This is a genomic window from Streptomyces sp. NBC_00654, assembly GCF_026341775.1.
GTDB lineage: Bacteria > Actinomycetota > Actinomycetes > Streptomycetales > Streptomycetaceae > Streptomyces.
In genome coordinates, this window is the sequence record NZ_JAPEOB010000001.1 from 4,355,239 (window position 1) to 4,368,382 (window position 13,144).

General features: G+C 71.4%; 11 protein-coding genes. 3 read left to right on the plus strand and 8 right to left on the minus strand.

The genetic code is table 11. The annotated features are described in order from the left end of the window. The first annotated feature begins 161 nt into the window (after positions 1-161). A complete protein-coding gene (locus tag OHA98_RS18560; protein WP_266927181.1) occupies positions 162-1,865 on the plus strand; it encodes an amidohydrolase in 1,704 nt (567 codons plus the stop codon). A 31-nt stretch (positions 1,866-1,896) separates the two neighbouring features. Then, the gene (locus tag OHA98_RS18565) at positions 1,897-2,685 is read left to right on the plus strand and encodes a LuxR family transcriptional regulator (RefSeq protein WP_266927183.1); all 789 of its coding nucleotides are present in this window, start codon (positions 1,897-1,899) and stop codon (positions 2,683-2,685) included. A gap of 48 nt (positions 2,686-2,733) precedes the next feature. On the opposite strand, the gene OHA98_RS18570 is transcribed toward OHA98_RS18565, so the two are convergent. From OHA98_RS18570 to OHA98_RS18605, 8 genes are all read right to left on the minus strand, one after another. After that, entirely contained in the window at positions 2,734-3,408 is a 675-nt protein-coding gene (locus OHA98_RS18570; protein WP_266927185.1) for a DUF5825 family protein, read from the minus strand. Positions 3,409-3,513: 105 nt separating this feature from the next. Continuing rightward, a complete protein-coding gene (locus OHA98_RS18575; RefSeq protein ID WP_266927187.1) occupies positions 3,514-5,505 on the minus strand; it encodes a RiPP maturation radical SAM C-methyltransferase in 1,992 nt (663 codons plus the stop codon). Positions 5,506-5,823: 318 nt separating this feature from the next. Then, positions 5,824-5,946: a hypothetical protein gene (locus tag OHA98_RS18580; RefSeq protein ID WP_266927189.1), complete on the minus strand. Its 123-nt coding sequence runs from the start codon at positions 5,944-5,946 to the stop codon at positions 5,824-5,826. Between the two features lie 7 nt (positions 5,947-5,953). Then, a complete protein-coding gene (locus OHA98_RS18585; RefSeq protein ID WP_323179575.1) occupies positions 5,954-7,846 on the minus strand; it encodes a prolyl oligopeptidase family serine peptidase in 1,893 nt (630 codons plus the stop codon). Further along, positions 7,843-9,213: an MFS transporter gene (locus tag OHA98_RS18590; protein WP_266927191.1), complete on the minus strand. Its 1,371-nt coding sequence runs from the start codon at positions 9,211-9,213 to the stop codon at positions 7,843-7,845. The genes OHA98_RS18585 and OHA98_RS18590 overlap by 4 nt, the downstream gene beginning before the upstream one ends. Positions 9,214-9,981: 768 nt before the next feature. Further along, entirely contained in the window at positions 9,982-10,149 is a 168-nt protein-coding gene (locus OHA98_RS18595) for a hypothetical protein (protein WP_266927193.1), read from the minus strand. 63 nt (positions 10,150-10,212) lie between these two features. Next, entirely contained in the window at positions 10,213-11,127 is a 915-nt protein-coding gene (locus tag OHA98_RS18600) for a serine hydrolase (protein WP_323179576.1), read from the minus strand. Positions 11,128-11,150: 23 nt separating this feature from the next. Continuing rightward, positions 11,151-12,029, minus strand: coding sequence for a LysR family transcriptional regulator (locus tag OHA98_RS18605; protein WP_266927197.1), 879 nt, complete (start codon positions 12,027-12,029; stop codon positions 11,151-11,153). Between the two features lie 171 nt (positions 12,030-12,200). Between OHA98_RS18605 and bla the strand changes: the two genes are divergently transcribed. Next, positions 12,201-13,112, plus strand: a complete 912-nt coding sequence (bla, locus tag OHA98_RS18610; RefSeq protein WP_266927199.1) for a class A beta-lactamase — start codon at positions 12,201-12,203, stop codon at positions 13,110-13,112. The last annotated feature ends 32 nt before the right edge of the window (positions 13,113-13,144 follow it).

Genomic DNA, 13,144 nt, shown 5'->3' on the forward strand with positions numbered 1-13,144 from the left:
TCATGGAGAGAACTTTCACGGGCCCGGCTTCGTCGGGCAGCCAGCGCGGGAGCGCGTATCGGTGGGATGACCGATGTGCGGGCGGTGGGGGCGCGGCCATAGTCCTGGGGAGATCGTTCGTGGGCGGCTGTGATGCGCCCAGTTCTTGAAAGGACCCTTCTGTGGACACGTATGCGGATCTGGTGTTTCTCGGCGGTCGGGTGGTCACGGTCGATGCGGAGTTCTCCGTCGCCTCGGCCCTGGCGGTGACCGGTGGGGTCATCAGCGCCGTCGGCGGCCGGGAGGACGTCGCGCCGCTCATCGGACCCGGCACCCGTGTCGTCGAGCTGCGGGGCGCGACACTGCTTCCCGGAATCAACGATTCCCATCTGCACGGATGCGCCTTCGGCATGGCGACGCCGCCGCTCTCCCTCGAGCTCGGCCATCCCGCCGTGTCCTCCCTCGCGGGCGTGGCCGAGGTGGTACGGGAGGCCGTGGGACGGCTTCCGGAGGGACAGTGGATCACCGGGCACGGCTGGGACACCGGCTTCCTCGACGAGTGCGTCTCCGACCCCTCGCGGCAGCCGTCGCGGCACGACCTGGACGCCGTGAGCCCGGACCATCCGGTCGTTCTGTACTCCTTCTCCGGGCACGCCACCTGGGTCAACTCCAAGGCACTGGAGCTCATCGGGATCGACCGGCACACCGTCGCGCCGCCCGGCGGAGCCATAGTCGTGGACGGAACGGGGGAGCCGACCGGGCTGCTCCACGAGGGGGCCCAGGCCCTCATCCAGAACGCGCTGCCGCCGCTCAGCCGACAGGAACGGACCGACGCGATCAGGTCGGCACTCGCCACGTTCGCCACGCTCGGCGTGACCAGCTACACCGAGCCCGGACTCGGCCCCGGCGGCGACGGCATCATGCGGGGCGCGCTCGGCGCCGAAACCCTCGACGTCTACCGCCGACTGCTTGCCGACGGCGAACTGACCGCCCGCCTCGGCGTCCTGCTCCTGCCCACCGGAATGGCCGGCACCGCCGAGGAGTTCGCCCGCACCCTCACCGCCCTCGGCAAGCCCGACGAGACCGATCCCCGCCGCCTCGCGATCCTCGGGGTCAAGATCTTCGCGGACGGCATCGTCCCCAACAAGACGTCCTGGATGCATGAGCCGTACGTCGGCGGCGGCTGCGGCTCCCTGTGTGTCGGCGGTGAGACCGACAGCGAGCGGACCGCCGGGATCGACGCCATGATCCGGCACGCCCACACCGCCGGGCACCAGCTGGGCGTCCACGTCACCGGCGACCGGGCCTGCGACGCCGTCGCGGACGCGTTCGCCGCGGCCATGGCCGAGCATCCGCGGCCCGATGCCCGCCACTACGTCATCCACGGCGACTTCCTCACCGCGCACAGCATGAAGGTGCTGGCCGCGCACGACTTCGGCGTCAACATGAACCCCACCATCAAGTGGACCGTCGCCGACATGGAAGAGGAGTTCGTCGGCGCCGAGCGGGCCGCCTACGCATGGCCCTACCGCGATGCCATCGACGCCGGAGTACGGGTCGCGAGCGGGTCCGACGCCCCCGTCACCTACCCGGACTGGCGCCAGGGCATCGCCACCATGGTGCTGCGCGAGTCGAAGGCCGCCGGCCGGGTCAGCGGGCCCGAGCAGCGCATCGGCCTGGCCGAGGCCATCCGTACGTACACGATCGACGCGGCCTGGCAGGACTTCGCCGACGACTGGAAGGGTTCCCTGGAACCGGGCAAGGTCGCCGACCTGTGTGTGCTCGACGGGGATCTGCTCACCGCCGACCCGCACGACATCCCGGAGATGCCCGTCGTCCTCACCGTCATGGACGGGCGGATCGTGCACGAAACCCTTCGAGATTGACGTATTCCGGGCGCATGACCATCCTTGACGGATGGCAGCGGAGCGGAGCAGTGGCGACATCCTGGACGCGGCCGTCCACGTCCGTGAGGCCGCCAGGAGCGCCACGGCCGGCGCGGCGGGCGTCGACACGGTTCTGGCGGCGCTGTCGGACGTGGTGGCGTACGACCATGCCTCCCTGGCCCGGTGGGATCCACTGCGCCGGCGCCACACCACGCTGGCCGGGAGCTACCCGGAGGACGCCACGTCCTACATCGAGACCCGCCTCCACCGGGACCCGGTGTTCCCCGTGCTCCGCAGCCCGGACCGGGGCGGGCTCTGGCTCGGGGACGTCCCCGGGCAGTTGCTGGTGGCATCGCCGGGCTTCCAGGACGTGCTGTGCCCCCTCGGCATCGAGGACGGCGTGGCCCAGTGCCTCTTCGCCGCCGACGGCCGGTACGTCGGCATGCTGAACGTCAGCACCCGCAGACCACGGCGCGCCCCGGATCCGGCGCGCGCCGTGGTCACACTGCTCACCGAGGCACTCGCCGCCGCGGTCGCCACCGGCGCGGGCCCGTCGCCCGAGGAGACCGCCGCGGCCGAGCCCGCGGCGGGCGCGCGGCCCCCGGAAGCGCGGCGGTTCGGCGGGCTCTCGCCCCGGGAGCTCCAGGTGCTGGCCGAACTGACGGTCGGCCGTACCAACCGGGAGATCGCCGAGCGGCTCTACATCACCCCGCGCACCGTGGGGACCCACATCGAGCACATCCTCGCCAAGCTCGACCTCCCCAACCGCTCGGCGGCCGCCGCCCGAGCCGTCGCCTGGGGCGTCGAACCCTCCCGCTGACGCGGACCGGAGGCGGTGAGGCGGACGGGGACCGCGGTGGAGCGGGGCTCAGACCGCCATCGCTTCCTGGGTCCACCGGCTCACACGGTAGGGGACCCACCAGGCCAGGGGGCCGAGATGGAGGACGAGCTTCTCCTCGGTGAAGTCGTCCAGGGCGTCCTTGGCCACGGAGTCCTGCGGGGCCCCGTAGGAGAGCTCCCCGACAGCGTGGCGGTAGTGCGGTTCGTCCGCCGTGAAGCGCTGGAGGTTGCCCCAGCGGCGGTCGCGGATCTGGAGGAAGCCGGGGCCGTTGCGCCACAGGCACTTGCCCAGGTAGTGGCCGTTCCGCCAGGTGGAGAGTGCGGAGTCGGGCTCGGAGGCTCCGCGCAGGGTCCGGGGCGGCTGGAGATGGCTGAGGGCCTGCCAGTCATCCGGACGTGCCGGGTCCAGCCGGAGGTCCCATTCGACCAGTACGGCGCGGGCGGTGAGGTCCCGGACCAGGCTGAGTGCCCGCGCGGTGCGGCGTGCTCCGGCGAGGTCCCCCGTCGCCGTGAGGTCCACGGCGGCCGGCAGGGCCACGCGGCGTGCGCCGAGTTCCCAGAGCCGGTCGCTCTCGGACGCCTCGGGGCCGGTCAGGTCGAGACTGCCCAGAGACATCCCGGGCAGGGCGCAGGCGGCTTCGTCGTAGTCGCGCCAGGCCGTGACGCGCAGGGTGTCCGCGGTGGTGTCGAGGGCTGAGTCCATGGCAGGGAGTCTCCGGCTCGTGGGGTTCGCTGGCATCGGGCTGGGCTGGGTTGGGTTGGACTGGAGGGATGCGGACGCCGTCGCGGCCGACAGCGGGGCGGGGCCTCAGGCGAGTACGGCGTCACGGTCCGGCTGAGCGCCGGTGTCCGCTTCGTTGTCGGACGCGGACGGGGACGCGGACGGGGACGCGGACGGGTTCGGGGACGCGGTCCCGGGTGCCGCGTGCGCATGACGCATGAAGTCCAGACGCAGCAGGTTCTCGTTCACGGCGGACGGCGCGAGATGCACGTACTGGCCGCCGTCGGTGAAGAGAAGCCCGAGTTCCAGCCAGTGGGCCAGCAACGCTTCGACGTCCGCCCCGGTACGGCCGTGGCCGGGTATCCGGACCGTCGCCTTGCGGAGGACCGAGGCCGGTGCGTGCGGCTGGTCCAGGAGACGGAAGACCGCGGTCTCGAAGGGGTCGGTGAGCTCCATCACCCGCCAGGCGAAGGAGCGCCGAGCGCTGACGAGGACGATCCGGTCACCGAGGTCGGTATGTGTGAGACGGGCGTCGGTGTGGTGCTCCTTCCAGAGCGCCAGGGCATCGTTGAGAGCCGATACGGTGACCTCCCCGACGCCGCGCTCGGGGGCCTCGAAGACGTAGGCGAGGTCGTACAGCTCCTCCTCCGGCAGGTCGTAGGTGAAGCGGTAGTGCGCCTCCGGCCGCAGCCCGTCGAACCCCAGCGACGGCTGGTTGAAGTACGGGCTGAAACGTTCGATGGCGATCCGGGCGGAGAGATCGACCGGCGGGTCGAGATGTTCCAGCGCCGGGATCTGACCGATGACCCCTTCGTAGTCCTTCGCGCTCTCGCCGGGAAAACCGTGGAGGTAGTTCCACGAGACGGACAGTCCCGTCTCCGCCCCGTCCCGGAGCATCCGTACGTTCTGGCAGCCGCTGACGCCCTTGTCCATCAGGTCCAGGACCCGTTTGTTGAGGCTCTCGATGCCCGGCTGCACATAGATGAGACCGGCCTCGGCCAGGGTACGCAGCTGGTTGCGCCGCATATTGGCCTTGATCTCGACGTGCAGCCGCAGGTCGTACCCGCTGTCGATGATGCGGGGCAGCACGGTGGAGAGATAGCCCATGTCGAGGATGTTGTCGACGACGTACATGTCGAGCACCCGGTGCTTGCGCGCCAGGTCCATGATCTCCTCGTAGAAGACGTCGGGGCTCTTGCTGCGGAACTGCATGAAGGAGCCGTTGAGTCCGCAGAAGGTGCAGTGGTGCTTCTCGCCCCACCAGCACCCGCGAGCTCCCTCGACGACGAGTTTGGGCTCGACCCAGTTGCGGGCTACGGAAGCGGCCAGGCGCTCGAAGTACCCGCTGTAGTCGGGCGACAGGATCGTCGCGGGCGGCAGCGGACTCGATGCCATGGGATTCGCGGTGCTGGAGCCGTCTTCGGTCCGGTGGCAGAGCCCGGGGACCCCGGAGAGGCTCTCCCCGGCGGTGAGCGCGCTGAGCAACTGGGGGAACGCGGCCTCTCCCTCGCCCCGTACGACGTAGTCGAGGAAGGGGAAGTTGCGGTGCAGCGCCGCGCCCTGCTCGGCGTCGCAGTTGGCGCCGCCGATGACCGTCCTGATGTGCGGAGCGAGCCGCTTCACCTGCCTGGCCGCCGCCAGCGCGGCGGTGTTCTGCTGGAAGGTGGACGTGAAACCGACGACGTCCGGTGCCTCGCCGACGATCCGCCGAGCGATCTCCGCGACGAAGTCCGGTGCCATCCGGTGCAGTTTATGGGACATCTTCATCCGGGTCTTGCTCAGCTTGGTGCGCATCGCCTCGGTGAACTCCGCCTCGCGCCACGACGGGTCGTCGTAGAGGGCCGAGGAGAAGACCCAGTCGCCGCACCCCATGAAGTACGAGGACAGGGAGTAGTACTCGTAGTCGGTCGGCGTGAACTCGGTGCGTGCCGTGACCCAGTCGGTGAACTCCAGGTTTGCGTGGAGCACCGTCGCCGTGGCACCGGGAACGCGCTCGTCCACGCTGCGCTTGAGGATTCCCAGGGCGAGTGACGGAAGGTCGATGGGTGACCAGGGCATATTGACCAGCAGAACACGCACGGGGGCTCCTTGGCAGTGGTGCGGCGGGCAGGGGCGCACAAGGCACCGGAGGAATCGGGAGGGTCCGGGGAGAAGGAGAAGGGCCGGCCCGGTGCGCGGGCACGGGACCGGCCCCCGGGAGGGACCAGTGCGTGTGTCGAAAGTCCTGCCAGGCTCGCGACGCCCGGCACGCGCGCTCGCCGCGTTGTCGGCGTTGTCCGCGTTGTCGGAGTGTCCTCGTACGTCCAGTACGAGGACACTCCTCCGCCGTGCGATCGCACGCACCGGACGCCGTGAGCCCCGCCCTTCGGGCGGACGGCGCTACTTTCGACACACGCCCTAGTTCTCGATGTCCGCTTCCTCGGCGTTGCGGATGGGCACCGTGATGGTGATGCTGATGCCCGGCTTGCGGTTCTCCTCGTCGCCCGCGAGCGGGTCGTTGTTGATGATGTCCTTCTGCATGATGTGTCTACCTTTCCGTGAGGCGTTGAGCCGTTCCGTTCGCGGCCGGTTCGGGATCGCTCGCCGGCCGGCCGGACTCCCCCCGCCTGGTGGAGGGGGGCGCTTCGGGGGTGGCGCGTGGACGGCCGCGGAGTTCGCGGTCGAGGAAGACGAGGGCGCCGCGCAGGACGCTCAGGTGGTCCCGGCCGTCGTATCCGTCGTGGCCGGTGTCCAGCCACAGCGCCTCGTGGCGCTTGCGGTGGGTGACCAGCTCGTCCAGGTAGTCCCGGATCTGACCGGGTGGACACTTCGCGTCGTGCGTCGCCGCGACGACCAGCAACGGCGCGTCGAGGTCCGGGACATAGGTGTGCGGTGAGCTCCGCGCGTAGCGCGCGGGGAACTCCCGCGGAGTCCCCCCGAAGAGCCGCTCGTCCAGTGTGCGCAGGGCGGGTGTGGTGGTCGCGTGCGCGTGGGCGAGGTGGGCGACCGGTTTCACGGCGACGCCCGCCTGCCACAGGCCGGGGCGGGTTCCCAGCGCCAGCAGGGTGAGGTAGGCGCCCCAGGAGGTGCCCCAGAGGGCGAGTGCCCGCGGGTCCGCCCAGCCGCGCGCGACCAGGTCCGCTTGGACCGACGCGAGGTCGGCGACCTGGGTGAGCCCGACTCCCTCCGTCATCGCGTTGCGCCAGGCCGGCCCGTACCCGGTGGAGCCGCGGTAGTTGACCCGGGCGACGGCGAAGCCGGAAGCCACCAGGGAGTGCAGGGCACCGTCGTAGGCGTCGCGGTCGTGGTCGGCGGGACCGCCGTGGACGAGGAACACCGTGGGCGCCGGCGCGGACACCCCCTCGGGCAGGGTGACGAGGGTGTGCACCGGCCCGTCGGGGCCCGGTGTCCACAGATCGCGCGGTACGCCGGGTACACGCGGGGGGAGATGCGGAGGGGAGGGCAGCGCGGTACCGGCGGTGGAGAGTGCGCGCGGCGGGGTGGCGGTACTGGTCCAGAGCGTGTGTACGTCGCCGTTCACCTGCTCGGAGGCGTCCAGCAGGGTGCCCGGGGCCGTGGGCAGTACGGTCAGCCGGCGGGCGGTGAGGTCGGCCCGGTGCAGGACACTGCGGCCGTGCCGGTCCTGGCGGATCAGTACGGCGCGGCCGTCGGGGCACCAGCGGCCGGTGATCTCCGTGTCGAACGCGCACCACAGGTGGGTGATGAGCGGCTGGCCCGGGGACCAGGTGGCAAGGAGGTAGCTGCCCTGCCACTCCCGTACGAGCAGCAGGTCCCGCTGAGCGGGAAGGGGCCCGAACCCGAGGGACCACAGGGCTCCTTCGGGTTCTTCCAGCACGGCGTGCCGGGTGCCGTCGGTGCCGAACACGGTGACCGCGCTCGCGGAACGGGCCTGCGCACTGACGGCCAGCAGGTCACCGGCGGCGGTGATCCCGGTCAGATTCGCGTGATGGGGGAGACGGGCCACCGCGTGGGCCCCACCACCGCGCGGGCCGCTGAACACGGTGGTGCCTTCCGGGTCGCCCAGGGCGACCGCGACGGTGCCGTCGCGGCTCACGCCGAGACCGCGTGCCAGACCCGCCGGCACGCCGTGGAGGCCGTCGCGGGCCGGTCCGCCGTCGAAGGGCCGGAACTTCCAGCGGCCCACACCGCGGGCGTCCTCCTCGAACCACCACACATGGGCCTGGGTGTCGATGGAACCGTGGAAGGTGCCCAGCGGGTGGTCGGTCACCTGCCGGGCGGAGGCGGTCGTGGCGTCCCAGGTGAAGACCTCGCAGCGGCCGCCCGCGTCGGCGGTGAAGACCATCCGGTGAGGATCCGTCGCGCACACCTCGGGCAGCGCGTCGCGGGAGACCAGAAAGGGAGGGGGCGCTTCGCCCACCGCGCGGGTGCTCCCGGAATCGGCGGCGGAGGGGCCCGTCACGAGGTGCTCCCGGTGTCCTTGAGCGTACGGGGATGGGCCAGGCCGGTGTACGCGGCGAGGGCGATGAGGGCCGCTGTGCAGCCGAGGGCGGGTCCGGCCGATCCCGCCCGTGCCGCGAGCAGCCCGGCCGCGGCGGGCCCCACCGCCGCGGCGCCTCCCGCCGCGGCGGCCAGGACTGCCCCGGCCCGGGCCTGGAGGTGCGGGGGAGTGGTCGCGATGGTTCTGGACTGGAGCACGACGGTGGCGCAGGGCAGGATCAGGCAGACCCCGCCGAACAGCGCGGCGAAGGCCCATGGCGAACGGGCCGCGGCCAGCCCCGCGGCGAGCGGCACGAGCAGCCAGGTCACCGTGAGGAACGCGCGGGCGGCGCCGAGCCGTACCGCCAGCGCGGGAGCCGCGAGCGCGCCCGCGATTCCGGCCGCCCCGGACACGGCCAGGACCAGCCCGGTCGCGGTCCCGCTGTGGCCGTCGCGCTCCAGGGAGAACAGCACCCCGAAGTAGAGGGCGGACAGCGCCCCGTTCACGACCGCGGTCCACAGCGTGACCAGGCGCAGCAGCCGAGTGGTACCCACCAGACGCAGGCCCGCGCCCGCTTCGGTGAGCAGAGCCTCGCGGCGAAGCCGGCGCGCGCGACGGTCCGGGCCCTCGCGGGAGGGGCCCGTACAAGCCGTGCCGCGCTCCCCGTCCGCGGGCCGGTCCGTGGGAGCGGCCGCGGGGCCGGCCCCTGCCGCCGCACGCAGATCCGCACGCATGAACCCGACGCACACGGCGGTCACCGCGTAGGACAGGGCATCGACGACGAAGGGCCAGGCGCGGCCCAACTGGTAGAGGGCGCCCCCGAGCAAGGGGCCCAGGACCAGGGCGACGTTGTCCCCCACCTCCAGCCTGGCCACGAGGCGGGGGTAGCCCTCCGGCGGGCAGATAATGGCGACCGTCCCGCGGGCCGCGGCGTCGTAGGCGGCGGTGCAGAGACGTTCCACCAGCACGGCGCACAGCAGCAGGACCAGGGGCGGCCGGCCCATGGTCACCATGACGGACACGGTCGCCATGGCCAGAGCGGCCAGACCCGCGGACCAGAGCATCACCGTCTTCCGGGCGCCCCGGTCGGCGGGGACCGCCGCCAGTGGTCCCAGTACCAGCCCGAAGGCCGCGGACGCACCCGCGATCAGACCGACCGCGGCAGGGGAGTACCCCAGCGTGAGCAGCAACAGCGGGAGCACGATGCCCGAGGTCTGGGTCCCGAGAGCGTCCGCGGTGCTCGCCCACCAGAACAGGCGTACATCACGGGGCGAGGCGAGAGGGTCGGCCGCGGTCGGAACTGCCGGGCTGTCGCTCGCCCTGGAAGCCGGCGTCGCTGACATATTCATCTCCCCCTCTCCTCCTGCGACGATGAAGAAAGATCTTCACCAATCAGCTACAAATTGCTGAAAATGAAAAGGAATTGAAACGAGCCGGAGCCTAGCCACGGGCTGCCGGGCGCCACAAGGGCATCGCGGGGTTCGGAATTGCCGGCCCCACGGCGAAATCCGGCCTTGGTCCGGAAGGCTGTACGAGCCTTCGGGATGCTGCGCCGCTTACCCGTCCGCGATGGTGTGAAAGGCCGGAGAGCGCGTGGGCCGACGCGGGAGGCGGCGCCCGAGAGTTCGCTCCGGCACATGGCCGCTGGATCACGACCAGGCATTCCGGACCGGTGGTACAGCCCCTTGCGGTGAGCGGGGGGTGAGACGCCCACGCCTTCCGACCTCAGGCTTCGGCATCCCAACGATGAGGCCGAAAAGCCGAGTTCATGATTCAGGTGCCTGTGGAACAACAGGGCCGCTCCGCGTGGAGCCGTGCTCCGCCGCATTCTCGGAGGCGAAGCGCCCGGCTCCGTATCGGGGGGAGACTCCCCGGCGGATGCGCTGCTGCAACCATGAGGTTCTGGCGGGGCCCGGCCGGCCTCCACGGTCCGCGGGGCGGCCCCCGGCACCGTGATTGGCCGAAAGAGAAGGACTCAGGGGTACCCGCCACCATGTGGCCGGTACCCCTGAGTCCGTCGGGCTTGTTCGTCCTGCTTCGAGTAGCAGGGCTTTTCGCCCCGGCACGGCTTGGGCTTCGGTTCGCAGTGTTCGCCGTACGCGTCGTGGCCTCACAGATCACGTCCGCGACGAGATCGTCGGTGACCCCGACATCGGCCACGCCGTGTTTCCGGTGTGGGCGACCGTGTATGTGTACGTCACCTCGTCGCCCGCTCGGTACATCCGGGTGTCGTCGGCGGACTTCTCCAGCAGGAGACCCGGCCCCGCCCGAACCGGAACGGTCACGTCGTCGGGCGGCGAATCGACCCGGGTACCGCCGGAAGAGATGCCGTCCGCCGGAGGTCGGCCTCAGGCCCCCGTGTCGTGCGGGGCCCCTCGGACGCCCTGATTTCCGTGCAGTTCCTCGACGGCCTCACGAGCCACCTCGCCGATGACCGCGTCGGCGCGCGGCAGCCTGGTGTCGGCGCGGGCGGCCTGGGTGAAGACCACGGCGGTGTACGTACTGCCGTCGGGGAACTCGACCACCCCGGCCTCATGCCGCATCGCGCCGAACGTGCCGGTCTTGCCGTACACGGCGACATCGTCGTAGGGGAATCCGGACGCGAGCCGGTGGGTCCACGGCTGTCTGCTCATGACCGCGCGCATCACGGAGCAGTGTTCCCCGGAGGCGGCCCGGTCGGTCCAGATCGCCCTGAGGAGCCGTGCCATGTCCGCGGGTGTGGTGGACGCCTGCGTGACCGGGTCGTAGACCCCCGCGGGGACGATGTCGTCGTTGTCCGAGATCCGTGCCATCGCGGCGCTCAAGGATTCACTGCCGGTCTCCGCGACCAGACGGGCGAACGTGCTGACCACCCCGCCGTGGATATGCGTGTCGGGCATGCCGAGGCCGGCGCACATCTCGTCGACCACCCCGGGACCGACCGCGCGCAGTACCGCATGGGCTGCCGTGTTGTCCGAGATGCTCATCATGAGCACGACCATGTCGCGCAGTGACAGGGTGACGGGGTCCCGCAGGATGGAGATTCCCGTGGGACCGGCGACCCGCTCCCCGGGGTGCAGGGTCACTTGCGTGGCAGGGTCGATCGCACCGGTTTCCACCAGCCGCCAGAAGGCGACCATCAGCGGCAGCTTGTAGACGGAGCCCATGGGTACGGGCTCTTCGGAGTCGACGGCGACGTGACTCGAAGGGTGATGCAGTTCCGCCACGTGCAGCCAGCCGCGGACCCCCGCGTCGTCGAACATCTTGCGGATCGTGCGTTCCACACGGCTTCCGCGCGGTGTTCCGCTCATCCGGCCACCGCCGTGCCGGAAAGGGTGTCCGCCAGCAGCCGGGCCGTCCCCGCGGACTCCGCGGAACCCCGGCGCCGCGGGTCCCACGCCACGCGCAGCCGCAGGGGGAGCGGCGGGTCCGTCGTCTGCCTCCGCACGACGCCGGTGGCCGCCAGGCTGTTGTCCGCCGTCACCAGTACGGCCTGGCCCGCCGCTACGAGAGCGAGTCCGGCCCGCTCGTCGGAGACCACGACCGTCCTCACCCGCCGCCCGCGGCTCGCCAGCGTGTCGACGAAGAGGTCGTGGGCCGCGGGTGCCTCGCCACGGGCGCGCACCGCGACGGGAAGCTCCCGGAGCACCGCCGCCAGGGTGTGCTCCGCGTAGTCGGCCGGGGTGAGGGTCCAGGTCGGCAGACGTACCACCTGACCCGCGGCCAGGCCGTGCAGCACGGCCGGATGCCGGACGACCGCGATGTCGAGGCGCCCGGCCGCGATGTCGGAGAGCAGCGTGGCGGTCGGTGCCATCGCCACACCGATCCTGACCGGCGCTCCCGTCCGGACCGGTGCGGCCGCCACGTCGGCGGCCAGCCAAGCGGGTACCTCGGGTGTCAGCCCGATCCTGAGTCTGCGCCCGTCGGCGTGTTCACGGGCACCGGACTCCCGGAGCTCGGTGATCGCGGCGAGCGCCCTGCGCGCGTGGGGCAGCAGCAACGCCCCTTCCTCTGTGAGGGATACCCCCCGCTCGCGCTCGAACAGGCGCACCCCGAGCAGCGTTTCCAGTCTGCGCAGTCCCTGCGAGAGGGGTGGCTGGGTGATGCCCACGCGTTGAGCGGCGGTCCCGAAGTGTTCCTCCTCTGCCAGCGCGATGAAGATTTCCAGATGCCGTTCCGTCAGCACTCCGCCCCCTGGCGTGCGGTGATATGGCTTCCGTATCGGAGCGATGCCGAGAGCGTATTCGACATGGCGCGGGACCGCAGGTTTGACTCGTTCGACTCGTCCGATGCCACGGGCCGTCCGCCCGCCGGCCGGAGCGTCACAGCACCTGCTCGCCCCTCGGAAGGGAACCTCTTGCCCGCCACCGGATCATCCCCGTCCCGTCGTACGGCGCTCGCCATCGGCACCGGCGCGGTACTCGCCGCCCTGTCCTCGGGCGGTACCGCCCACGCCGCCTCCCGCGGCGAGCGCGTCACCGCACGGCTGAGGGCGCTCGAACGGCACCATTCCACCCGCCTGGGAGTGTTCGCGCGCAACACACGCACCGGCCGGACGGTGGCATACCGTGCGGACGAACGCTTCCCCATGGCCTCACTGTTCAAGACGATCGCAGCGGCGGGTGTGCTGCGCGATCTCGACCGCGACGGCGAGTTCCTGGGCCGTCGGATCCGGTACACCGCGGACCACGTCCGGAGGTCGGGCTACTCGCCGATCACGGAGAAGTCCGGGAACCTCGCGCGCGGGATGACGGTCGCACAGCTGTGTGACGCGGCCATCCGCTACAGCGACAACACCGCGGGAAACCTGCTGCTCCGCGAGCTGGGCGGCCCGACCGCCATCACCCGATTCTGCCGCTCCATCGGGGACGGCCGGACCCGGCTCGACCGCTGGGAACCCGAACTCAACTCTGCCGAACCCTGGCGCCCGACCGATACCACCACCCCGCGTGCCATCGGCCGGACCTACGAGAACCTCATCCTCGGCGACGCACTCGCCCGCCGCGACCGAAGCCGTCTCACCGGCTGGCTGCTCGCCAATACCACCAGCGGTGAGGAGTTCCGCAAGGGACTTCCCGCGGACTGGATCCTGGCCGACAAGACCGGCGGCGGGCGATACGGCGGCAGCAACGACGTCGGCGTCACCTGGCCGCCCAACGGCGTACCCATCGTGATGGCCGTCCTGACGACCCGGGCCGAGGAGGACGCCCCCGCCGACTCCCCGCTCGTGGCAGAGACCGCCTCGTTGCTGGCATCGGCCCTCGCGTAGAAGGAAGCGGTGCCGTACGGGGAGGAGTGATC